The 23267-nt window shown below is 44.4% G+C and carries 27 protein-coding genes; 20 read left to right on the plus strand and 7 right to left on the minus strand.

Going from position 1 to position 23267, the window contains the following annotated elements:
* Positions 1-205: 205 nt before the first annotated feature.
* Together F5971_RS08595 and F5971_RS08600 are read right to left on the minus strand one after the other, a co-directional pair.
* Positions 206-1123: a response regulator transcription factor gene (locus F5971_RS08595; protein ID WP_193494721.1), complete on the minus strand. Its 918-nt coding sequence runs from the start codon at positions 1121-1123 to the stop codon at positions 206-208.
* A complete protein-coding gene (locus F5971_RS08600; protein WP_193494722.1) occupies positions 1110-4490 on the minus strand; it encodes a hybrid sensor histidine kinase/response regulator in 3381 nt (1126 codons plus the stop codon). The genes F5971_RS08595 and F5971_RS08600 overlap by 14 nt, the downstream gene beginning before the upstream one ends.
* Positions 4491-4767: 277 nt before the next feature.
* Here F5971_RS08600 and urtA point away from each other — a divergent pair, with 277 nt between their 5' ends.
* The 9 genes from urtA to F5971_RS08645 all read left to right on the plus strand — a co-directional run bounded on the left by urtA (position 4768) and on the right by F5971_RS08645 (position 13251).
* Positions 4768-6039 carry an urea ABC transporter substrate-binding protein gene (gene urtA / locus F5971_RS08605; RefSeq protein WP_193494723.1) on the plus strand — a complete coding sequence of 424 codons (1272 nt, stop codon included), beginning with the start codon at positions 4768-4770 and terminating at the stop codon, positions 6037-6039.
* 80 nt (positions 6040-6119) lie between these two features.
* On the plus strand, positions 6120-7046 hold the full coding sequence (gene urtB, locus F5971_RS08610) for an urea ABC transporter permease subunit UrtB (protein WP_193494724.1): 927 nt from the start codon (positions 6120-6122) through the stop codon (positions 7044-7046).
* A gap of 11 nt (positions 7047-7057) precedes the next feature.
* Entirely contained in the window at positions 7058-8221 is a 1164-nt protein-coding gene (gene urtC, locus F5971_RS08615; protein ID WP_246187784.1) for an urea ABC transporter permease subunit UrtC, read from the plus strand.
* A complete protein-coding gene (gene urtD, locus F5971_RS08620; protein ID WP_193494726.1) occupies positions 8218-8970 on the plus strand; it encodes an urea ABC transporter ATP-binding protein UrtD in 753 nt (250 codons plus the stop codon). Before urtC ends, urtD begins: the two co-directional genes overlap by 4 nt.
* A 30-nt stretch (positions 8971-9000) precedes the next feature.
* A complete protein-coding gene (urtE, locus tag F5971_RS08625) occupies positions 9001-9690 on the plus strand; it encodes an urea ABC transporter ATP-binding subunit UrtE (RefSeq protein WP_193494727.1) in 690 nt (229 codons plus the stop codon).
* A gap of 238 nt (positions 9691-9928) precedes the next feature.
* Positions 9929-11161: a formamidase gene (fmdA, locus tag F5971_RS08630; protein ID WP_193494728.1), complete on the plus strand. Its 1233-nt coding sequence runs from the start codon at positions 9929-9931 to the stop codon at positions 11159-11161.
* A gap of 3 nt (positions 11162-11164) precedes the next feature.
* On the plus strand, positions 11165-11533 hold the full coding sequence (locus F5971_RS08635; protein ID WP_193494729.1) for an FmdB family zinc ribbon protein: 369 nt from the start codon (positions 11165-11167) through the stop codon (positions 11531-11533).
* Between the two features lie 333 nt (positions 11534-11866).
* Positions 11867-12445 carry a lysozyme family protein gene (locus F5971_RS08640; protein ID WP_193494730.1) on the plus strand — a complete coding sequence of 193 codons (579 nt, stop codon included), beginning with the start codon at positions 11867-11869 and terminating at the stop codon, positions 12443-12445.
* Positions 12446-12564: 119 nt separating this feature from the next.
* Entirely contained in the window at positions 12565-13251 is a 687-nt protein-coding gene (locus tag F5971_RS08645) for a hypothetical protein (protein ID WP_193494731.1), read from the plus strand.
* A 94-nt stretch (positions 13252-13345) separates the two neighbouring features.
* Here the strand turns inward: F5971_RS08645 and F5971_RS08650 are convergent, their stop codons facing one another.
* Positions 13346-13897 carry a cysteine hydrolase family protein gene (locus F5971_RS08650; RefSeq protein WP_193494732.1) on the minus strand — a complete coding sequence of 184 codons (552 nt, stop codon included), beginning with the start codon at positions 13895-13897 and terminating at the stop codon, positions 13346-13348.
* Between the two features lie 93 nt (positions 13898-13990).
* Here F5971_RS08650 and F5971_RS08655 point away from each other — a divergent pair, with 93 nt between their 5' ends.
* The 4 genes from F5971_RS08655 (at position 13991) to F5971_RS08670 (ending at position 17502) form a co-directional block, all read left to right on the plus strand.
* Positions 13991-14938 (plus strand): GlxA family transcriptional regulator, encoded by a 948-nt coding sequence (locus tag F5971_RS08655; protein WP_193494733.1) that lies wholly within the window; start codon positions 13991-13993, stop codon positions 14936-14938.
* 85 nt (positions 14939-15023) lie between these two features.
* Positions 15024-15440 (plus strand): CopM family metallochaperone, encoded by a 417-nt coding sequence (gene copM, locus F5971_RS08660; protein ID WP_193494734.1) that lies wholly within the window; start codon positions 15024-15026, stop codon positions 15438-15440.
* 5 nt (positions 15441-15445) lie between these two features.
* The gene (locus tag F5971_RS08665; RefSeq protein ID WP_193494735.1) at positions 15446-16123 is read left to right on the plus strand and encodes a heavy metal response regulator transcription factor; all 678 of its coding nucleotides are present in this window, start codon (positions 15446-15448) and stop codon (positions 16121-16123) included.
* Positions 16120-17502, plus strand: a complete 1383-nt coding sequence (locus F5971_RS08670; RefSeq protein ID WP_193494736.1) for a heavy metal sensor histidine kinase — start codon at positions 16120-16122, stop codon at positions 17500-17502. The genes F5971_RS08665 and F5971_RS08670 overlap by 4 nt, the downstream gene beginning before the upstream one ends.
* A 95-nt stretch (positions 17503-17597) precedes the next feature.
* On the opposite strand, the gene F5971_RS08675 is transcribed toward F5971_RS08670, so the two are convergent.
* The 4 genes from F5971_RS08675 to F5971_RS08690 all read right to left on the minus strand — a co-directional run bounded on the left by F5971_RS08675 (position 17598) and on the right by F5971_RS08690 (position 19165).
* Positions 17598-17777: a type I restriction-modification system subunit M N-terminal domain-containing protein gene (locus tag F5971_RS08675; RefSeq protein ID WP_223116295.1), complete on the minus strand. Its 180-nt coding sequence runs from the start codon at positions 17775-17777 to the stop codon at positions 17598-17600.
* Positions 17774-17929, minus strand: coding sequence for a hypothetical protein (locus F5971_RS08680; protein ID WP_193494776.1), 156 nt, complete (start codon positions 17927-17929; stop codon positions 17774-17776). Before F5971_RS08680 ends, F5971_RS08675 begins: the two co-directional genes overlap by 4 nt.
* Before the next feature lie 543 nt (positions 17930-18472).
* Entirely contained in the window at positions 18473-18841 is a 369-nt protein-coding gene (locus F5971_RS08685; protein ID WP_193494737.1) for a hypothetical protein, read from the minus strand.
* A 54-nt stretch (positions 18842-18895) separates the two neighbouring features.
* The gene (locus tag F5971_RS08690) at positions 18896-19165 is read right to left on the minus strand and encodes a DNA-binding protein (RefSeq protein WP_193494738.1); all 270 of its coding nucleotides are present in this window, start codon (positions 19163-19165) and stop codon (positions 18896-18898) included.
* A 119-nt stretch (positions 19166-19284) separates the two neighbouring features.
* Between F5971_RS08690 and F5971_RS08695 the strand changes: the two genes are divergently transcribed.
* The 7 genes from F5971_RS08695 to F5971_RS08725 all read left to right on the plus strand — a co-directional run bounded on the left by F5971_RS08695 (position 19285) and on the right by F5971_RS08725 (position 23267).
* Complete coding sequence (locus F5971_RS08695; RefSeq protein ID WP_193494739.1) at positions 19285-19488, plus strand: DNA-binding protein; 204 nt, start codon at positions 19285-19287, stop codon at positions 19486-19488.
* Positions 19488-20051, plus strand: a complete 564-nt coding sequence (locus F5971_RS08700; RefSeq protein ID WP_193494740.1) for a hypothetical protein — start codon at positions 19488-19490, stop codon at positions 20049-20051. The genes F5971_RS08695 and F5971_RS08700 overlap by 1 nt, the downstream gene beginning before the upstream one ends.
* Complete coding sequence (locus F5971_RS08705) at positions 20048-20305, plus strand: hypothetical protein (RefSeq protein WP_193494741.1); 258 nt, start codon at positions 20048-20050, stop codon at positions 20303-20305. The genes F5971_RS08700 and F5971_RS08705 overlap by 4 nt, the downstream gene beginning before the upstream one ends.
* A 643-nt stretch (positions 20306-20948) precedes the next feature.
* Positions 20949-21302 (plus strand): hypothetical protein, encoded by a 354-nt coding sequence (locus tag F5971_RS08710; RefSeq protein ID WP_193494742.1) that lies wholly within the window; start codon positions 20949-20951, stop codon positions 21300-21302.
* Positions 21303-21307: 5 nt separating this feature from the next.
* Positions 21308-21553, plus strand: a complete 246-nt coding sequence (locus F5971_RS08715; protein ID WP_193494743.1) for a hypothetical protein — start codon at positions 21308-21310, stop codon at positions 21551-21553.
* A gap of 17 nt (positions 21554-21570) precedes the next feature.
* Positions 21571-21711 (plus strand): hypothetical protein, encoded by a 141-nt coding sequence (locus F5971_RS08720; protein ID WP_193494744.1) that lies wholly within the window; start codon positions 21571-21573, stop codon positions 21709-21711.
* Positions 21712-21857: 146 nt separating this feature from the next.
* Positions 21858-23267 carry a hypothetical protein gene (locus F5971_RS08725; protein WP_193494745.1) on the plus strand — a complete coding sequence of 470 codons (1410 nt, stop codon included), beginning with the start codon at positions 21858-21860 and terminating at the stop codon, positions 23265-23267.

Raw genomic sequence — 23267 nt, forward strand, 5'->3', positions numbered from 1 at the left:
TGCAGTTTGTGTGCCAGTTGACTTTAGTTTACTAAGACTAGTAAAAATGGATGACAAATTATTTAAATGGAGTCAATGTTTGTCTTCTGGCATGGAGAGTATTTTCAATCAAATCCTTCATTAGCACGTTGCTTATGATATTTGCATGTTTTTGGTGCATCTGTTGATGGATAGAGGATAATCAGTTCATGTCTCGAAATTCAGTTTAAAGCGTTAACTCTGCTAAACAGCGGATAGCATAGGCTGCTGCTGAGGTTCTATTTTCAACGCCGAGTTTCTTAAAAATTTGCTCAAGATGCTTATTGACGGTGCGCGGACTCATTTCTAAAATCAACCCTATTTCACGGTTGGTTTTACCCTTAGCAATCCACAAAAGGACATCGGCTTCTCGAGTAGTGATTGGAAAATGATGTTTCAATTTATCGGTGGCTTGTTCTGAGCTATCCACATCAATTAAGCGAAGTAGAAACTCATCAGCTGAAAGTTTGGCCAAAAACTCCACTCCGGGTCCTACATCATCTTTCAGTCGAATAGTATGTCCTGGCTGAGGTAAATGCTCTAGCCATAAAGGTAGCTTGGCTTCTAGGGTGCGGGTTATGGGAACTTGTTGCTGGTTTTCTTTTAAAAGCTTTAACTTCACCTGAGGTGTCGCCCAAATCAAAGAGCCTAGTGCATTGACTGCAAAAATAAATTGCCCTGTTTTATCTAATGCCATACGTGCACTTTGCGTAATACGAGCATTGGTCAAATGAACCTGGATTCGCGCGAGTAACTCGCTTGTGTTGATTGGTTTTGTGACATAGTCCACGCCGCCTGCGTTAAGCCCCATTACCACATGCTCAGTGTCGGAAAGACCCGTCATAAAAATAATAGGGATATCTTCGAGTGTGGGTCGCTCTTTCATAATTCGACAAACCTCAAAGCCATCCATATTGGGCATGATAGCGTCCAGTAGAATCACATCAGGAACAATACTCTGTGTAATTGTTAACGCTTGAGTACCCTCCAAGGCGACCAATACTGTCATTCCGGCATCTTCAAGTACATCATTGAGCATTCGAATCGTATCGAGAGAGTCGTCAACAATAAGAACGGTTGTTGAGGGCGTTTCACGGGATTTCATCTACCCACTCCTGTACATAGGTTTTGACTTGTTCGAATTGAAAGTTCTCGGCGTGTCCAATTAATGTTTTATAGAAGGTCCCATTTTCTGTATCGGACTGTTTTAATTCATAAAGTAGTTTTAACAATCCTTTACGATGGCCGATTGAGGCTAATCGAAGAATTTCATCCTGTTGGGCGAGGCTTGATAAGGGTAGTGTGCAATCTATTGTTTGCTTTGGCAGCGGGTAGTCGTGAGTGTCATAGAGCCATTGAATGTTGATAAGCTGTCCGATTTTTTCTATAAGTTCATGTAACTGTATTGGTTTTTTGATGAATGCATCATGGAGCATGTTCATTGAGCCATCGCTTGGACAGGGATCATTTGTCATAGCATTGGCTGAAATGATGATGATCGGCACACGTACATTGGCGTCGCGGAGTGTTTGAAGGAGCTCCCAGCCGTTCATGTAAGGCATGCTTAAGTCCAAGAAAATAAGATCAACTGTGTTCGATTTGAGGTAGTCCAATGCTAAGAGTGGGTTGCTCAACTCGCTGATTTTGAAGCCTATCGGTTCGAGTATGCTACGCATCAACTGTCGATGAGATGTTTCGTCATCAATCACGAGTAGATGCTTGCAGTTTCCAGTGTAGCCCCTAACTGGTTTATCGAATTGAGCAGAGGGTTGATCAACCACTTGCCGAATGCTGGACAGCAGCAATGAAACTTTAAACACACTGCCACAGCCTAATTGGCTTTGCACATTGATGTCACCACCCAGAATTTCACAGAGTAGTTTAGTGATGGTAAGCCCTAAACCAGTACCTGTTGCATTTGAGTGAGCAGATCTGATGCGCTCAAACGGCATAAATATACGTTCTATATCCTGAGTTGCGATACCTTCGCCTGTATCTTCAATCTTAAACTCTGCGACCTCATTTCGATATCTGACGGTCAGACTTACTTGGCCCTTATCGGTGTATTTAATGGCGTTGGATAGCAGGTTGATTAGAATTTGTCGCAAGCGTTTTTCATCTGTTTTGACATAGTGTGGTAGTGCGTAGGGGCAGTGAAAGGAAAAACCTAGACCCTTTTCTTGAGCTTGAAGTCGAAACATATGCACAATTTGATCAAGCAGTAAGTCAATTCGAACGATATTAGACTGCAAATCAAGCTTGCCCGCTTCTATCTTAGAAATGTCCAATAAGCCTTCAATCAGGTCAGCTAAGTATTCACTGCTGCGGCGGATAACGAGTAGAGCTTCTCTTCTTTCGGCGGGTATTTTAGGGTCTTGGTGTAAGAGTTGGGCATAGCCCATGACTGCGTTTAATGGCGAGCGTAATTCATGACTGATACCCGTCAAATACTTACTTTTTGCAAGGTTTGCTGCCTCTGCTAGCTCTTTGGCTTTCTGTAGAGCTAAATCTGTTTTCTCATGTGCTTCGATTTCCTCTAATAACAGTTGAGTTTGTCGATTCGATTCCTCTTGAGCAACGTGTCGACTCTCATGTGCTAAAACGAACAACCAACTAATGACTCCGGTGATGATGAGCAGTATGAAGAATACCTGCAGTAAGACGGCTCCTAATAGTGAATGGGTTTCGGCATCCGGTGTTTGTGCTTGGCTAAGAGTGAGTAATAATAAAAAACCAGTGACCGAATTTATCAGTAACATCAGAGAAAGAAAGTGCCCAATTCGTCCCCCTAGTCGCGGTATCCACTTTGCTGGAACAACAGCGAGGAAAAAACCTCGTATTTGTTCGGTATAGCGAGCATTTTCTTTGCATGAATCACCGCAACGTGCATCTAGAGAGCAACAAAGAGAGCAGATTACGCCTTTATAGGCTGGGCAAAATGCCAAGTCTTCAATATCAAGTTTGTTTTCACAAATACAACAGATGGAGTCAGGTTGGTCTGTAGCAATAAGGTGGGTAGGGCGAGCAAGGTAATAACGCCCCTGCGTTTTCCACGCAATGAGGGGGGCCGTTAATAGGGCCACGCCTAAGGTGATAAAATGAGCTAAGGCTTGAGCGACACCCCCCAAAACACCTGAAAAACAAATAGCGCCTATAATGCTGGCGATAAGCATTGCTCCCACTCCAACAGGATTAATGTCATATAGGTGAGCTCTTTTAAATTCGATATGCTTCGGTGAAAGTCCTAAAGGCTTGTTGATGACAAGGTCGGCAACGAGTGCGCCTGCCCAAGCTATTGCGATCAGCGCGTAGTGGCCTAAGGTTTCTTCTAGTGCTTTGTAAACCCCTAACTGCATGACCAGTAGAGCAATGCATACGTTAAAGACTAACCAAACAACCCGTCCTGGATGACTGTGCGTTAAGCGCGAAAAAAAGTTTGACCAAGCAATAGATCCTGCATAGGCGTTTGTGACGTTAATTTTCACTTGGCATAAGATAACAAAAATACCAGCCGCCGCTAGATTAATTTCTGGGGAATGGGTGATATAACCAAAGGCAACTCTATACATATGTGTAGGGTCTGAAGCAGATGAAGGTGCAACACCATGCTGAAGGGCTAGGACGGCTAAAAAAGAGCCAGCCATTATTTTAATGATGCCGATGATAATCCAGCCAGGTCCTCCCATTAGGACCGCACCCCACCAAGCACGTTTTGATTGGCGATTGGGTTCGGGTAGAAAGCGCAAGAAATCAACTTGTTCGCCAATCTGTGCAATCAGTGCAAAGATAACAGCACAAGCGGCACCAAAAAATACAATATTAAATTCATGGCTGGATTGGGCATATCCTGAAAACTGTGTCCAGTTTTCAACGGATTCAATATCTTTCCATAAAATAAAAACGAAGGGAGCAAGTTGTAAAAAAATCCATAAAGGTTGTGTCCAAATCTGGAAACGGCTGATTAAAGAAATGCCATGGGTGACCAATGGAATAATGGCAAGTGCGGAAAGAATATAGCCTAACGCAAGTGGGATGCTAAACAAAATTTCTAAAGCCATCGCCATAATTGCAGCTTCTATGGCAAAAAAAATGAAGGTGAAAGAAGCGTAAATTAATGAAGTGATGGTTGAGCCAAGATAGCCAAAGCCTGCTCCTCGTGTGAGCAGATCACTGTCAACACCATATTTTGCAGCATAGTAACTAATGGGAATGGCTGTTAAAAAAATGATTAGGCCGACCGATAAAGCAGCATAAAGGGTGTTGTAAAATCCGTATTGAAGAGTAAGAGCACCGCCAATGGCCTCTAGTGCTAAAAATGAAATAGCGCCCAAGGCGGTTGCTGCAACCCAGCTTAGGGACCACCGCCTGACCTTTTTGGCAGTAAAGCGTAATGCATAATCTTCCAGTGTTTCATTCGCAACCCACTGATTGTAATTGCGTCTCACACGAAAAATATGCTGCTTCGTCGACACCTAGCACTTACCTCATCCAAAGAGCACAAACATGTGCTGAATTAAAAAATCATGTCTTTCTTAAACTGGGCTCATCTTCAGTATTCAAGAACTGTGCCCGTTTGCTATTCCTTGTATCTATTTCCTGAGATTCTTGCTATGCGTTAAATGACGTAGATAGGTGGGGTGTTTGTCGAATGGGCAGGTACATTGGCTCTGTTTAAAAATGACTCAGTAGGTGACAAGGGCAAAAATCAGTGTTCGAAGTCTGAAGGTTCAGTTTAAACGAGGTGTCAAAATGGCTCAGTCTAAGGATTTAGGTAAAGGTTTCAAACTTAATAGAAGGCACTTTCTTGCTGCAGCGATTAGTGCGGCAGTGATGCTATCCACCACACCTATGATGGCGTTGGCGGATAAGCCTGCCACAGCAGACGTCAATACAACAGGGCTTGCTGTGACGGATGACACCGTTACTGTTGGGATTCTACACTCGATTACTGGAACCATGGCAATCAGTGAAGAAGGTTCTGTTCAAGCGGAAATTCTAGCAATTGAGCAAATTAATGCCATGGGAGGGGTTCTTGGGCGTCAAATTCAGTACATACAAGAAGATGGCGCGAGTGACTGGCCGACGTTTGCGGATCGTTCAAGAAAGCTTTTAAGACAGGATAATGTGGCGGCAGTGTTTGGTTGTTGGACTTCGGCATCTCGAAAAGCGGTGCTGCCGATCTTTGAACGCTTTAATGGAATGCTATATTACCCCACGTTTTATGAGGGGCTAGAGCAGTCGCCAAATGTCATCTATACAGGTCAAGAAGCCACTCAACAGATTTTAGCTGGATTGGACTGGATCAGTAACGAAAAAAGCGCAAAAAGTTTCTACCTGATTGGCTCTGATTATATTTGGCCAAGAACCTCTAACAAAATTGCGCGAATTCACATCGAACAACACCTCGGTGGGAGTGTGGTTGGTGAAGACTACTTTCCTCTAGGTCATACCAGTTTTAACTCAGTCATTAATCGAATTCGTTTGCGTAAGCCGGATGTGGTGTTTGCTTCTGTTGTTGGCGGTTCTAACGTTGCGTTTTATCGGCAATTAAAGGCTGCGGGCCTCGATATGAGTAAAGAAGATTTTACTCTACTGACTATTTCAGTTACCGAAGACGAAATATTGGGTATTGGTGGTGAAAATATTGAAGGCGCATATGCCTCCATGAAGTATTTCCAGAGTTTAGATAATGAGAATAATGATGCCTTTGTAAAAGCGTTCAAAGAGAGATGGGGAGAAAATGCAGTTATAGGGGACGTTACTCAAGCAGCGTACTTGGGACCTTGGCTATGGAAGGCCGCCGTTGAGGCTGCGGGGTCTTTTGATGTGGATAAAGTGAGAGAGGCATCGCCAGGTGTTGAACTGACCACTGCTCCAGAAGGCTATGTTCGCATTCATGAGAATCATCATTTATGGTCAAAAACTCGTATTGGCGAAGCCCAACGAGATGGTCAGTTTAAGGTGGTGTATGAAACCGATGATTTGATGGAGCCAAATCCCTTTCCAGCAGGCTATCAATAGTATATCTAGGCTCGCCACCTTGCGTGTGGTGAGCCTAGTCTCCGTCGATCATTGAAATTCTCTCTTCTGGAGTAAGGGCTATGTTCTCAGACTTTTCAACAGCTGAACTCATGGCTATTTTTGCCATGCAAGGCTTTGCCGGCCTTATCTTATTTGCGGTTTTTATTTTAATGGCCCTAGGGTTGGCCATTATTTTTGGGCAAATGGGCGTTATTAATATGGCGCATGGGGAGTTTATGATTCTCGGTGCCTATGTAACGTATTTAACCTCCACTCTATTTTCAACTCATGCTCCAGACTTGTTTGGCGCTTATTTTTTCTTTGCGATTGTTTTTGCTTTCTTTGCTGCAGCACTTCTTGGTGCTCTTGTTGAGTGGAGCATGATTCGTTTTCTATATCACCGCCCGCTCGATACCTTGTTGGCAACTTGGGGATTAAGTTTGATTCTACAGCAAGCATATCGATCCATTTTTGGTGCGCGTGAAGTGGGTGTCGTCATTCCCGATTGGCTAATGGGCTCTTACCAGCTGACTGACATGATTGAAGTACCCATCAATGGCATTTTTGTGATGTGTCTAGCTTTGGCTGCGACCGTTTTTGTCATCACGTTAATGTATCGATCTCGTTGGGGGATGCAAGTGAGAGCCGTGGTGCAAAATCGTCAAATGGCGGGTGCCGTTGGAATTAACAGTGCGAAGGTAGACCGAATGACATTCGCTTTGGGCTGCGGTATTGCTGGCGTTGCAGGCAGTGCATTTACAATGATTGGTTCAACGGGGCCAAGTTCTGGTCAGTTATATATTGTCGATACCTTCTTAGTCGTTGTTTTTGGCGGTGCAGGTAGTTTACTCGGTACGGTGGCGTCAGCATTCAGTATTTCACAATCTCAGTCCATTCTTGAGTTCTTCATGGGCGGATCAATGGCGAAGGTCTTAACCTTGTTAATTGTTGTGATGATTTTAATGTTCAGACCTCAAGGCCTCTTTAGCTTGAAAGTTCGTCGATAGGAGAGACTATGATGCCTTTTAATCATATGAAAGATTATCTAACACGGCAAGAGGCTCTTTCCTTTGCCGTGCTGGCGCTTGTGTTATTGGTACTATTGCCTTTATCTCTGGATGTAATGCGCCTGAATCAAGTGGGGAAATACCTGAGCTTCGCGTTTGTGGCCGTCGGCTTAGTCCTCTGTTGGGGATACGGTGGAATCCTGAGTTTGGGGCAGGGAATTTTTTACGGTCTTGGTGGGTATGCAATGGCCATGTATTTAAAACTAGAGGCCTCCTCACCGCAAAACACGCTTATTCAAACGACGCCTGGGATCCCAGACTTTATGGATTGGAACCGGATCACCGAACTGCCCTGGTTTTGGGAGCCGTTTTACAGTCTGACATTTGCCATTATTGCCATTGTTGTGTTGCCATCGATTGTCGCCTATCTGATTGGTGTCGCGATGTTTAAACGACGCGTGGGCGGGGTGTATTTTGCCATTATAACACAATCAATTGCAGCCATTCTTACCATTCTGATTATTGGCCAGCAGGGTTTGACAGGGGGGATTAATGGCATTACGGACTTACGCACATTAAAAGGCTGGGACATACATACCGATGTTGCTAATTATGTGTTTTATTTCTTGTGTGTCTTTTTGCTGTTTGTCTGTCTTCTTATAGCTCAGTTTATTAAAAAAAGTAAGACAGGTCGTATTCTGATTGCCATGCGTGGGCAGGAGGACCGTGTTCGTTTTTCAGGATATGACATTGCCAACTTTAAAACCTTTGTCTTTGTCGTTGGTGCTGCATTTTCTGGCATTGGTGGTGCAATGTTCACTCTGCAAGAAGGATTTATGTCTCCTAGTTTTGTGGGCGTGGTTCCTTCCATTGAAATGGTTATTTTCTGTGCAGTAGGGGGGCGGTTGTCATTAGTCGGTGCCGTATACGGCGCGCTATTAGTCAATATTGCCAAAACCACGTTTGGTGAAACGTTTCCAGAGCTTTGGTTGTTTGCGATGGGGTTGATCTTTATCGGGATTGTATTGGGATTGCCCAATGGTTTAGCGGGTGTGTACTCCACATGGTTAGCGCCTAAAGTGGATGAGATGTTAAATCGCCTTTTAGGCCACGAAAAACAAAATCAGGAGATTTACACCTCAATCCCTATTGTTAAACAAGGAGTAGTGTCATGACTGAAGGCTCAAACACAGATTTTCTACTCGCCGTTGAAGGGTTAACCGTGTCATTTGATGGCTTTAAAGCCGTTAATAATTTGAGCTTTTACGTTGATGAAAACGAAATCAGGGTCATTATTGGGCCTAATGGTGCCGGTAAAACGACGGTGCTGGATTTGATTTGTGGACGCACGAAATCAACAGATGGGTCCATTCGCTTTAAGAACAAAGAAATTACGCGTTTAAAAGAACACGAAATTGTGAAGGTGGGAGTTGGGCGAAAATTCCAAAACCCATCGGTATACTCTGATCTAACCGTATTTGAAAATCTAGAAATCTCCTATCCCAAGGGACGAAGTGTGTTTGGTAGTCTCGGTTTTAAGAGGACCGAAACGGTGATCAATAAAATACAGGAGATCGCAGGTCGAATTTACTTATCCGATCAATTAGATGTACAGGCTGACTTATTAAGCCACGGACAAAAACAGTGGTTAGAAATCGGTATGCTTCTCATACAAGAGCCACAATTGCTGATGCTGGATGAACCTGTTGCTGGTATGTCTGTTTCGGAACGCCAGCAAACGGCGCTGTTACTCAAGGAAATAGCGAAGCAGCAAACTATGATTGTGATTGAGCATGATATGCAGTTTGTCGCCGAAATTGCCGACAAGGTCACCGTTTTGCATCAAGGCCAGATTTTGGCAGAAGGCTCCCCAGAAAAAGTTAAAAGCGACCCAAAAGTGATAGAGGTATATCTGGGTCATTAATGTAGATCATGACACGAGTGAGGCACAATCATGTTGAAGGTGGCAGACTTTTCGGTTGCGTATGGGCAAAGCGAGATTATTAAAAACATGAACTTTACCCTGGGGCGCAATGAAATTGTTGCCATTATGGGGCGAAATGGCATGGGCAAAACTACTTTAATGAAGTCGTTGATGGGGGTGATACCTAGCAAGCAGGGTAGTATTGAACTGGATGGAAAGGAGGTATTTCATTTAAAAAGCCATGATCGAGTGAAAGCGGGAATGGGTTATGTTCCACAAGGTCGCATGATTTTCTCAACCATGACGGTGAGAGAGAATATCGAAACCGGACTGACCACAACGAATAAGCGGACGGTACCGTCCGATTTATATGATTTATTTCCTGTATTGTTGGAAATGAGATCACGGCGAGGAGGGAATCTGTCGGGTGGTCAACAGCAGCAGTTGGCTATCGCTAGAGCACTCGCCAGTGATCCGAAATTGCTTTTACTCGATGAGCCGACAGAAGGGATCCAACCGTCTATCATCAGTGAGATGGCGCGTACCTTAAAGCTGATTCGTGATCAACGAGGTTTATCGATTATTGTCTCCGAGCAAGTGCTTAAGTTTGCATTAGATATTGCAGATCGCATTCTGGTGATAGAAAAAGGGGAGATAGTGCATGAAGAGTTGCGCAGTAGCGTCGATGAGGCGAAGGTTGCCTCCTATTTAGCGGTGTGAGCCTCCGCTGTTTTTAAAGAGCCTTTTGTCTTGTTTCAGTCGAAGCGCATAATTCTGAGAATAGGTTATGTGCTTCGATTTTTTTTTAGTGATACCTGGACTTTGTAAGTTTGTAGGCACCTACGTCATTTAACGTAGGTAAGTGAGTTATTTCACGAATTGTTGCACTCAAACGTTTCATCAATAGTAGGTACGTAGATTTTGATTCGACCTTATTATTCGCTGAGGAGTTACGAAGATGGCAGACACCCTTATCAAAATTGATTTGAACATATCCCCTTATGAAAATGATCAGGTTCATAACCGTTGGCATCCGGATATTCCGATGGTAGCTATGGTGAAACCAGGTGATGATTTCATTATCGAATGCTACGACTGGACAGGTGGACAAATAGAAAATAATGACAGTGCAGACGATGTGCGTGATGTTGATTTAAGTCAGGTGCATTTCTTATCGGGACCGATTGGTGTAGAGGGGTGTGAGCCAGGAGATTTACTGGAAGTTGATATTCTTGATATTGGGGCATTTAGTGACAGTCAATGGGGATTTAATGGATTTTTTTCAAAACAAAATGGCGGTGGATTTTTAACTGAGCATTTTCCTGAAGCACAAAAATCGATTTGGGATTTTAATGGCATGTTTACTAAGTCCCGACATATCCCTAATGTCGAATTTGCAGGCTTAATTCACCCTGGCCTGATTGGCTGTTTACCATCTAAAGAAATGCTAGATGAGTGGAATAAACGCGAAGCTGAAATTGTAGCCACCGATCCGGATCGAGTTCCTGCACTTGCATGTTTGCCCTATGCCGAAACAGCTCATATGGGACGATTGCAGGGAGATGAAAAACAAAAAGCGGCCATGGAAGGGGCACGGACAGTTCCTCCACGTGAGCATGGTGGAAACTGCGATATTAAAGACTTGTCGAGAGGCTCAAAAGTATACTTCCCCGTGTACGTAAAGGGTGGAGGCCTTTCGGTAGGTGATCTCCACTTCAGTCAGGGCGATGGTGAAATTACTTTTTGTGGCGCAATCGAAATGGCTGGCTGGATTCATATACGCGTTAATTTAATTAAAGATGGTATGTCAAAATATGGGATTAAAAACCCTATTTTTAAACCGAGTCCGATTAAACCGCGTTATGACGATTATGTTATTTTTGAGGGTATCTCGGTTGATGAACAAGGTAAACAGCATTATCTTGATGTCCATGTTGCCTATCGTCAGGCGTGTTTAAATGCCATTGAGTACCTGACAAAGTTCGGTTACAGTCGAGCCCAAGCATATGCTATTCTGGGTTGTGCTCCGGTAGAGGGACACATTAGCGGAGTTGTCGACATCCCCAACGCTTGCGCGACATTATGGTTGCCGACGGGTATTTTTGACTTTGATATTAACCCCAACGCATCAGGACCTGAAAATAAAGTGACATCTTCTGTAGATATACCGCTTTCTAAAGATAAGGAATAAGCCATGCCTGTCTATGATTATAAATGTCATGAGCACGGTGTTTTTTATGCACTGGCAACCTTGGATGAAAGCGCAGTGCCTAAGCCGTGTCCAGAGTGCGGAGAACTCAGTGCAAGAATTATCTTGATTTCGCCTCATTTAGTTAAGCTAAAAAAGGAAGAAATGACGGCGCATGAGCGTAATGAAAAAGCTCAGTTTGAACCTACGTTTTCAACACCCGAATCCAGGAAGGAGGCACACGAAAAACATATTCATCAACATGGATCTGGGTGTGGCTGCTCTGAGCATAAAAAAAATAAGTCGATGTTGTTCTATACAGCAGAAGGGCATAAAACCTTTCCTTCTATGCGTCCTTGGATGATCAGCCATTAATTTAAATCAGACATCCTATCTAATCGCTAAGATGAGATAGGGTGTTTTAAATTAATCATGCATATCTGTGAGGTCTAGATGCACTATCCCTTATTCGGGTTCTGTTTAAAATCAGTTGTCACCAAAATCAGTTTGGATTAGCTTGGTTGTGTTAAGTTAATGTAAATTTTGATCATTCCTAGGCTATTGCAAGATAAAAATAAACGACTTAGTATGGTTGCTTAAGGTGTTTCATCTAATTATGTGAGTTTGATTAGTGATTTACACCGACCACTTTTGGAGTAATAGGTGGTTTTCAATAGACATTACATGGACAAGGATAGGCTGTACTATATGTTATCTGCTCAAATTCAACACGTGCTCAAATCCAAATTAGAGAGCTATGAAGGCCGTGTGCCTCATATGTATAAAGATACTAAAGGTTTCGTCACCATTGGTATCGGCCATCTCATTACTTCGGCCCAAGCAGCGGAACGGCTGCCTCTCAGAAAGCTAAATGGCTCGGTTGCGACCGCTACTGAAAAACGCTCTGAGTATGAAGCGATCAAAGCTTTGCCTAATGGCAACAATGTAGCTTCATATTTTAGGCAGCATGCAACCCTTGTGCTATCAAATGCAGAAATTGATAGATTAATTTATCTACATATTTTTAATTTTCATCAAGAACTTAAAAGACTGTTCCCTGAGTTTGATTCATTTCCGGAAGATGCCAAGTTGGGCCTGTTTGATATGATTTTTAATCTAGGAATGACTAAGTTAAGAAGCATTTTTATTAATTTCTATACAGCTGTTCAAGATCAAGACTGGGAAAAAGCTGCAGCTGAGTCTTATCGGCGAGATGTTAACCAATCGCGTAATAATTATGTGAGAGAGCTGTTTTTGAAAGCGGCTGAGGTCGAGATAGAGTCATGAGATCTATCGCCACTTTTATCCTGTCAGCGGGTATCCTAAGCCTAAATGGCTGTGCTACAGAAACAAGGGTAGTCGAAAGTATCAATGCTGAACCGCTTGTGCAGTGGTATGAGGGTTTTATGCTTCCCGATTATTTGGCAGTACCCACGAAGGCGGAAAATCAAACAGTCATTCACTCGATGCTGTTTGCACAGTGGAATACAGCATACGATATCGTTACTGAACATAACCCTGATGAGGTTGTTTCCATATCGTCTTGCAATGAATATTTATCGCGCCAGTATGATGGACTATCAACGGTACTGGAGTATGAATATGCATATTTCAGGATGATTGCGACGATGTGTCATGCCGGTGATCTGATAGTGAGAGCGCAACCACCGACAGCAACCAGTCTAAGCTATCCACTGGATGGCAAAATGCTACCTCAGCAACTTCCAGCGGAGGTGGCGTTTGTTGCATCAGAAAGCTACAGAGCGGATTTGTTACGGAATCCAAAAGTTCAGACCTGGGCTGATGTTCTCGAAGTGCTTGATAATCAGATTGTCGAATTCTCTTCTGAAAGCCCCAATCAGTTTCACTTTGAAACAGATGATGGTGAAATTACACAGATTTCACTTATTGCACGCGGGGACTTCACGGGTGATGGGTTGGACGAGATACTTATTCTCGCAGAAAGCTATTTTAGGATGGCGGTGGGTGGGTACTCAATGGACACGCTGTATGTATTGAGTCCAGACACCACCGAGAATCGGTTTCATTTTGTGCAAGAGGTGTATTTGAATAAAAAATCCAATTTGATGTAGATCTTGAACTGTAGAGTTCTCCGATAGATCCTGCTGAGTTTTGAGTATCGGGTTGCTCGCCCCCAGAGCAGGGGCGAGCGATGCAGGAAGGCGATCAATGACTCGACAAGAAAGAATCCGTACTGACGACCTCAGCATAGGCGAAGGCCAGTGCAGCCATAAAGGCAGCATGCACTTGAGGCGCTGGAACATGCACACCATTGAACTCAACACTGAGTGTAGCGCAGGCGTCGTGTATAAGGGTGTTGCTGTAACCTAAATCAGAAGCGGCGCGCGTGATGGCATCGATACAGATATGGCTCATGGCACCCGTGATCACTAGGCGAGTAATGTCCTCTCGCTGAAGCAGCGCGTGCAGCTCAGTGCCCTTGAAGCTGTTGACCTCATTTTTCAAAATTTGGAACTCACCATCCGCAGGCTGCAGGCTTTGATGGATGTTAGCGCCTTCGCTGCCGGGCACAAAAAAGGGTGCATCGCTGGATGGGAATTCGTGACGCACATGGATGATTGGCAGCCCACGCTGGCGGCAGTCAGCCAATACTCGAGCGGCGTTGATGGCCGCGGCTTCTACGCCCTCCAGAATCCACTTGCCACTGGGAAAATAATCGTTCTGCATATCGACGATGATCAGTGCTGTTTTACTCATGCTTTTCTCCTGTTAAAGGGTTGTCGCTCATCATAGCCTTTCCTGTTACCCTGTTCGGGTGGCAAAACTGACATTAACAAGGCTAAAACTGACATGTCTAAGACTATACTTGTCGCTATACTCATGGTGCCGGGTACTGCACTTTCCGCAGTCCACGGTTTGATCGATCTATTCTCGGCGGCCAACCGCATGTTGGCTCAATTGCAGCAGGCGCCTGATCTTCAGTTTAAGGTTGTACGTTGGACACTTGAGCAGGGGCAATTGTTACCCTTGGATGAGATGGAGTCTTCGCCGTCGTTAGTCATTGTGCCACCGATACTGGAAGGGCAGGCCTACCTTGAACCTCAACCGCTGGTTTGCTCGTTTCTGCAAGACTGGCATCGACAGGGGGCTATGATCTGTTCCGCCTGCGCGGGCTCTTTCCTATTGGCACAAGCGGGGCTGTTGGATGGGCGTAAAGCGACAACACATTGGCAACTGGAAGGTGTTTTTCGTTATCACTACCCCGAGATCGATCTAGATACCAATGCTCTGCTCTTGTCAGACTCGGATCTGGTGACCGCAGGTGGTGTGATGGCTTGGATCGATCTTGCACTGCATTTAATTGGGCGTTATGTTCCTCCTTCAGTCGTCCAAGCATTGGGACGCTTTCTGGTGGTGGATACTGGGGCGCGTCAGCAAAGCTATTACCGTTCATTCATGCCATTGATGTCGCACGGAGATGCGTCGGTTCTGAGAGTGCAGCATCATCTACATAAAGAGTATCGACACAAACAATCTACCCGAGAAATGGCGGAGCTAGCTGGCCTGACGGAGCGCACGTTTATGCGACGCTTTCACCGAGCCACTGGCTTTCGTCCCACGGAGTATCTGCAGCAACAGCGGTTGCTTAAAGCTCGCGAGGCGCTTGAGAACAGTCGAGTAACGGTCGAGCGTGTGGCGTGGGAAGTGGGATACGAAGATGTGAGCGCTTTTCGTAAGATGTTTCATAAACAGACAGGGCTAACACCTAGCCAATATCGGGAAAGGTTTGGTATTTAATGACAAAAATGTAATTTTGCTGTCATGTGTCTGAAAGAGAGCGGCGACTAAGATGAGTATAAAGCAAGCAAATGAGGAAGACATCATGCGTAAAGCAATTATACTAAGCAGCTTATTAGTGGCATCAGGTGCTGCATTTTATGCCTTTGCCGGTAATCATCAATCCGCTGGGCATCAAGGACATCAAGGGCATCATAACAAGCACGAACAGCATAGCAGCAATAGTGCCGCTCATGCGGAAATACCCGCTTCAGTGGCGGCTTATCAAGCAATTAATGATCAAATGCATTCCGCTATGAGTATCGAGTTTACGGGTGATGCCGATGTTGATTTTGTTCGTGGTATGATCCCCCATCACGAAGGCGCAGTCGAGATGGCTAAGGTGGTGTTGGAACATGGCAGCGATTCTGAAATCCGTGCTCTAGCAGAGGCGGTGATCGAAGCACAAGTGGAGGAAATTGAGATGATGCGCCGCTGGCTTGCAGAAAGAGGCCTTGATTAAGCAGCATGAAAATTCTGATCGTCGAAGATGAACACAAAACCGGCGACTATCTTCGCCAAGGCTTGAGTGAGGCCGGGTTTGTTGTTGATTTGGCACGTGATGGCATCGACGGAATGCATTTAGCACTGACTGGCGAGTATGACCTGTTAGTGCTCGATGTTATGTTGCCTGGTATTGATGGTTGGGGCATTCTTCAAGCTGTGCGCCGGGCCGAACAGGACATCCCGATCCTATTTCTAACTGCAAGAGATAGGGTCGAGGATCGCGTACAAGGGCTGGAAATGGGCGCAGATGACTATTTAATCAAACCCTTTGCGTTTTCTGAACTGCTCGCTCGCATTCGAAGTCTGGCACGTCGTGGTAAAAGTAAACCTATCGAAAATTTATACATTGCTGATTTGGAACTCGATATTATCAAGCGGCGCGTGACTCGAAGCGGGCAGAGAATCGATTTAACGGCAAAGGAATTTAGTTTACTGGAGTTGTTACTCAGACGTAGAGGAGAAGTGCTTTCTCGTTCACTGATTGCGTCTCAAGTATGGGATATGAATTTCGACAGCGACACCAATGTTATTGATGTCGCTGTGCGTCGTTTGCGTGCCAAAGTGGATGAGGCCTATGAGCCAAAACTTATTCGCACCGTCAGGGGGATGGGGTACGTTATCGAGGTAGACGAAGTGTGAGAAAAACGCTGTCTCTTACGGCTCGATTAGCGCTGCTTTTTGCCTCCATGGCCTGTGCTTTCTTAGTGTTCGTGGCGATATTTATTGATCGCAGTGTCTCTGCTCATTTTGATGAGTTGGATCTTCACGACCTGTCAGCAAAACGAGTTCAGGTTGAAGCCTTGTGGAGCCACATTCATTCAAAAGATGACCTTAAGGGATTGTCTCTTCGGATCGATGATGCGTTTGTAGGTCATGACACGGTCGCGCTGTTGATCACTCTGCCCCAAACATCATGGCAATATACCTTAAACGCGGATAAGTTCGGCGATATACACACTCAGCTGCACAATTCTCTAGACCCTTTTTTTAAATGGGATACCGCTGGGGGCGGTCATTATATTGGTCAGTCTATCCTTTTAAAAGCTGGAGTCCCTGGCGCATCTGAAGTCAACCTTTTGATTGGGTTAGATATCTCTCACCATGTTCACTTTCTCGAGCAGCTAAGGCTGTACTTAGGCTTAGGTATTGGCATGGCCACCTTGCTTGCTGGGTTATTGGGTTGGTTCGCGGCATATAAAGGATTGGCACCGATACGCAAGGTTGCTTCAACAGCCCGACAACTCTCTGCCAAACGCTTGGCTGAACGGCTTTCGACTGATGATGCGCCTGCCGAAATGCAAGAGTTAATAGAAGCCTTTAATGGCATGTTAGAGCGCTTGGAAGCTTCATTTCGTCGCTTAAATGAGTTTTCCGATGATATTGCACATGAGTTGCGCTCCCCCGTTTCCAATTTAATGACTGAGACCCAAGTTGCGCTCTCGCGTATAAGGTCTGCTGATGAATACCGGGAAGTCTTGCACTCCAACCTGGAGGAATTTGATCGCTTAGCCCGAATGATTGCGGATATGTTGTTTTTGGCTAAAACCGATAATGGCGAGCTTCCAACCCCCTTAAAAACCGTTCATCTGGATAGAGAAGTGATCGCGTTATTGGAGTTTTATGAAGCGCTTGCTGACGAAAAGCAGCTTCGACTGACATTTGAAGGGGAGGGATGGGTAAGGGGAGAGCCTTTGATGTTGCGACGGGCCTTGTCGAATCTACTGTCCAACGCTATTCGACACACACACTCTGGTGAACATATAGCTATTAACATTCATCAGCAAAAAAACGGTGTGATTTTGACCATTAGTAATCCAGGAGAGCCGATTCCTGCCGATCAAATTTCACGTATTTTTGATCGTTTTTATCGAGTTGATCCCTCACGGTCAAGACATGGTGATGGTTCTGGACTTGGCTTATCCATCACTCGTTCAATCGTTGAGGCTCATGGTGGAGAGATCTCTGTTGAATCCAATCCGGTACTTACTACTTTTATGATAAGGATTCCTCTGGCGTAAAACGTGCGAGGTCGGAGACGATTTTGTCCCAGCTTATGCAAGGTGCAGAGGTAATGGGCTTCCAATGGTTCACCCATCTTAGCGGTCAGTGTAGGTCAGCTGTAGTGTTTCGAGATGTGGGTTTTACGGTTGTAAGGTTCTTGCAAGTATTCATGGGCGAGTTTTAAAAACAGCAGATAGGTTAGCTGTTCGAGGTAGTCGCCATAACCCACACCGTCGTCGCGCAGGGTATGGCAGAAACTCCAGATTTTTTGGACTAGGGTCGATGTATTCATACGGCCTCGTTAATGAGTTCCTTTTCCATGCGTTGAATCGCACGAATCAAGTTACGGAAACTGGGTGACCTTCCATTTTCCAAGTCCAAGTGCTTGCCAATCTCACGTGAACCGGCGACTTTTTCATAACGTTTTTCGGTCAGTTTTTTCAATTCAAGGCTAGGGCTTCCTAAACATGACGAAGGTATAAGCCTGTCATACGCTCGAATAAGCCATTTGCTCGACGTTGACGGCAATGCTTATAAGATAGTTCAGGTTGAAGAGTTCGGGGCAAAAGTAAACGGCAATTGCAGAAGCACTCTGCTAAGCGCTATTGAAGAGTTGCGCGAAATTACCGGAAGCAGACCAGATTGCTTAATGGATACCTTAGACATGCTTAAAGTGATGCGAACTAATTCAAGTCAGGTTACTATACATTAAGCTAAATTTTTAAAAAATAATGACACTGAGGTCTGACACTTAGCTCTTTTTGGTATGTCACTTAACAGATTTTTGTTTATTTGAATCAATGAGTTATGCTTGATGTGAATTTCGAAAATCTGGTGGAGGTGGCGGGTTTCGAACCCGTGCCCTTTATGCTTTGTTATGCCGCTACGTTACATAATGCTTTGATTCTATTTGATGCCTGAACACTAGCCACTATTGTTAAACCGCAATGTTCCACTATGTTTTCGACACTTTATCGACACCCTTAATTATTTAGGGCAATGGCTTCTCATGTTTTCTAAAGACCTCTGATCGCCATTCTTTCTATAGTGATCAGTCCAAAAACGACACTGTGGGCTATTAAGCTGTTGAATACGCTGTTGCTGTCTAAGTTCCTCCGCTCTCATTCTTGATTCTTGTACTTGGTGTAACCTAGCTTTTTCTGCAGATGCTTCAACAGTCTTGCTAAGTCCCCAGGCGAAAAAAGTTATCCCTGCAAACCATATAGCCCATATTGCGATCATTGCACCAACGATACCCAACATTATATCAACCCATAAAGGTCTTTCTCTGCTTACTTTTCTGTTAGTGCGCCTGCTTTCTATCTCTATTCTTTCCGGCTTTATGTCATAGTTCATATCAAATCCCTGCCTTCCTTTCGAACCACCTTTTCATTACGTCCGAGCTGATTTTCAACCCGCGCTTTGAATCCCTGAGTTTGAGTGTCTAATCTCTTCGATTTCAGGGCTTATTTGTCCGGCCTCCGGAGCCACTGTCCCAGTAACTAACCATAAAGCATATTGAGGATATAGTTTTACAACTGCTTCAATTTCAGCATCAGATATCCTGGCTTTACCATTTCTAATGTTTCCCCAGCGATATCTATCAATCCCGGTCTGTTTTTCAAACCAAGTACTGGTTCTTTCATTATTGAAAAGGCTTATCAGCCTGTCTTTTATCATAGTTATAAACCATCTAAGTACTATTTACTTAGTATAATATATCATCTATATTTATTACTTAGTAGATGTTACTAAGTAAGTTAGTGATCTGTATAACCAGTAATTATAGAGGAACAACCATGGAACAACAATTGATCCCAGTCGCTACGCCAATGCCGCCTTTGATGGCATGGAGAGAGTTTGCAGATTGGATCCGCATGGATCAGGCGATTGTTCGTGGTTGGATTGAGAATGGATATTTGCCTACGGAACGTATTGGCAAGCATCGTCTTGTGAATGTCGTGTTGCTTTCAAAGCAGTTATCAGAAAAGGAGTCGATCTGATGGACACTTTCAGCCAGTTAGAAGCTTTACAGAAAATTGCTTCATCAAGAGATGATCAGAAAATTTTGATCACATTCCATGAGGATACTGATGTAGGTACACAAACCTCTTTATTGATATCAATGAAGGGCTCAATTCCGTTTTATCAGTTAAATGAAACTTATATTGATGATTTTGGGTTGTGTCATGACAGCACTCCGATAAATGCTCACAGTGCTTTAGAAATCATTCAAAGTTATCATTTTTTTGTTGAGTCATTTTTAAATGCATTCGTAGATATTTTGGTACCTGATGAAAAACCAGCATCAGAAACAATGGATCATTTCAAATTTGTTGAATTAGAAAAAAAGATTCAGAAATATCTAGATCAAGCATATGAAAACACGAAATTAGTTTTTGAACGTGAAAAAGACGTTTCATTTCTCGTTTATACATTTTCAAATCTTCTTTCTATTCGTGATGTACTTTCAATACATCGCGTTAAAGATCCATCACAAGAAATAAAACCCATAACACACCTTATGCCTTTAATTAACCAATTGTCTCAGGATGCTAAGTCATGACTAACATCATTCCCCCACGCCAAGAGCAAGTAGAAGACAAGGAAAGGCGCTTTTATATCGTCGCTCCTTCGTCTGTTTATTTGCAATTACAGCAAGAGGCCATCCAGCGCGGCACCGATTTGTGGACCCTTGGTGGATCAGTTTTAACTGCTTGGCTTGCCGCTGGTTGTCCTGATTTCTGTGCTGGTAAATCTGTTTGTCCGCCCCCGTCATCGTCGCCAATCGCGGACGTTAAGGGAGGTACTGAGTCATGAACGCAAGGGCAGAAGTGCAACGTCCCTTGCGTTCATGCCTCAGTGCCTCACAGTCCGCACAGAGATTGGCGAGGTTGTCGGGGTCGGACATGCCGCCCCCCGAGTCTGAGTCAGGAGCGACTTTGCCGCTTTTTGCTTTTGATTTTGGCAAGCAGAGCGCGCAAGGCGAAGCCTGTAGGCATGAGAGACTGTTACCCGTAAGGGCTGAGACCTTAGGCTCAGTTTGCGAAGCAAATAAGGCTCGGCCCCAAAGGGGCATGCACAAAAGAGCTTTAAGCACTATCGACTTTGTGAAGAAAAGAGCACTCACGGCAGAGGACATAGGCTTTTGCTTGATATGCGGGACTTACAGCAACTGGAAGCAATGCAGCTGCTCAAGTCCGAATAAACAGAATTTTGACCAGGTACCGAATTTATTAACGCTGGTATGCCTGGTTAAACGAAGTGCAGATGTTCGGGAGATCCATTGGCACTTATGCACCACAAAGGGTTGTAAGACCCTGATAGCAGTACCGGACAACCGTCCAGCGGTTAGATGTCCGATATGTGACCAAGTCACACAATAAACGATTATTAACACAGCAACTCAACGACGCGGCCAAGAGCTATAGAAACGCTAGCAACCCGCAAAGGAGCATTACAGATGTTTACGATTCCAAGTTCACGCAGTACCAAGACTTTGTTTGTTATCAACAAAGATTTTTACATCAGCAAAGACGGTGAATTCCGTGGCAACATCCAAGCGCTGACGCCCACTGACACGAGCCGCAACAAGCGGGGATTTTCAGTTGTTGAATACACGTTAGACGCTCCGGTTTATGACGCATTGGGCGACACATTCCCGACCATGGCGACGTTTGAGAGTGAGCCACGTGAGTCAAGGAACCGTTTTGGCAACATGACGAACACGGATCACATATTGAAATTGATTTCCTTGGGCGACGGCCAACAGCCAGCCTCTACAACTGATAAGCCCTCTAACGCAGTTAAGGGCTAACAAAAATGATTTTATGTCTGACGCCTAACGGTTCCGGCCAATACAGCTTAACAGAAACACTGGTTGAACAGTGTGCTGGATTTGTTGCGATCCCTGCGTCAGACGTCCAGTTCCTGAGTAGCAGTATGACAGTAGACCCGACGCAGATGGGTTTAACCTATGCGTTTTCGTTTGGTGCCGTACTGACATTCTGGAGTTTAGGACTGGCATACCGCTGGTCCACAAAATCCATCAATATCGCGTCAAAATGACGCTAGGAGTTTAGAAAATGGCAGACGTATTTGCAGCAGTAGACTTGGCCGGAGCATCAGCGGCAGTAATTGGCTTTATGGTACTGGGTATTGGTATCACCTTGGCCTTTGCCGCTGGCCGACTGGGTAAAAAAGGCATCAACTCAGCCGCTCGTTAATCTGTGCTGATGTCACTTACGGAGGCGGCGTTTCACGTCGCCTTTTTATTTCTGGGCACTGCAAGTGCAATGGCATTAATACTGGGGGCAGGGCGATAGCTGCCCCTGATTTAAAAAAAGACACTATGATTTAAGGAAGGTTTAGGATGAATATGAGAAGGCTTTTATTTTTTTTATTATTTTTTATTAGTTCTTTTCATGCTAAATCATCTGATTATGATCCTGCATATTTTTATTATACTAACTATAGCATGTGGGTTTATTACGGTGTATCTCAGACGCCAATGGGTGCATGTTCTAAAATAACTCACCCTGAATTTGGATCGGGTGCATCTGTAATAAGAGATAGTCCGAATGTCTGGTCATGTATGTCTTCATTTATTGAATCACAAGATAGCACTATGTTTTTAGGTCAAGTATTTCGCGGTGCTTGTCCTAATCATCCTATTTGTAGTCAACCACCTCCACCGGACCCAAACAACTGCCCTTCATCAGGTACACCAGTAACCGTTGTTAATAGATTAAACTGGGGTGAATCAGGATTAGATCAACCTATTACTGTAGGTGGAGCAAGATCAATTAACGGCTGTGAAGTTGTTCCACTTTATACAGATGTCGCCTGTGACTCTGACGAAACAATCAGATGCAATGTTATTACAGGCAATCAATATACAGGAAATCAAACTCCTACTAACGAACCCATACCAGAAATAGACTCAGATGATATTCTAGAATCTGAGCCTAGCTTTGAACCCATCGGTGTAAAACCTGCTGAATCATCCGTTAACGTAGAGCGTGACACAATCACAATGCCTGATGGCACTATGATTGAAACTGAAACAACAGTCACAAATGAAGTGCGAGGCGTTGGAACTGATCGAGTCGAAAATGAACAAGTAACTGTTGTTCAGATGTCGAATGGAATTACGAAGACAGAAACGACAGTCCAAACAACGATTACGAATCCTGACGGTTCAAAAGCCGTTCAAACGGAAACGGTCACAACCTATACAAACAATGGCGTTGAAACATTCACAGTCCAGAAGCCACTTGGCCCAGTCACGAACAGCGCAACAGCTCCTGTCAGTTCATCAACAACTAATACGACGATTAATAATTATGGCCCTGACGGCAAACTAACCAGTTCTGAAAGCTCAAGCTCTTCAACTGGAGACCAAGTCGGTGGAGGCTCAGGATCTGGAAGCGGTCAAGGTGGAGATTGTGAGGGGCTCGAATGTGAAGATGTTATGGGTGGTCCAGAATATCAAGAGGGTGGTTCATGGTGGGAAAGCTCTTATCCTGATGGCCTAGCCGGAATTTTCGAAACGCACAAAGAGGCGCTTATTCAAGCCTCTATGATTGGTGTGATTACAGACACCGCTGGTATATCTGCTAATGGTTCATTCCCGCTTTTTACATTTCCTGGCTATTCAATCGGTCCAATGTCTGTCCCTGCATCACAAATAGAACTTGATTCTCGCGTAGTCCCATTTATGCGAATAGCCTTTTTATTCATAGCGGCCGTTGTATGCCGTCGTCTGATTTTTGGGGGTTAA

The sequence above is a fragment of the Nitrincola alkalisediminis genome (assembly GCF_009821115.1).
Classification (GTDB): Bacteria; Pseudomonadota; Gammaproteobacteria; order Pseudomonadales; family Balneatricaceae; genus Nitrincola; species Nitrincola alkalisediminis.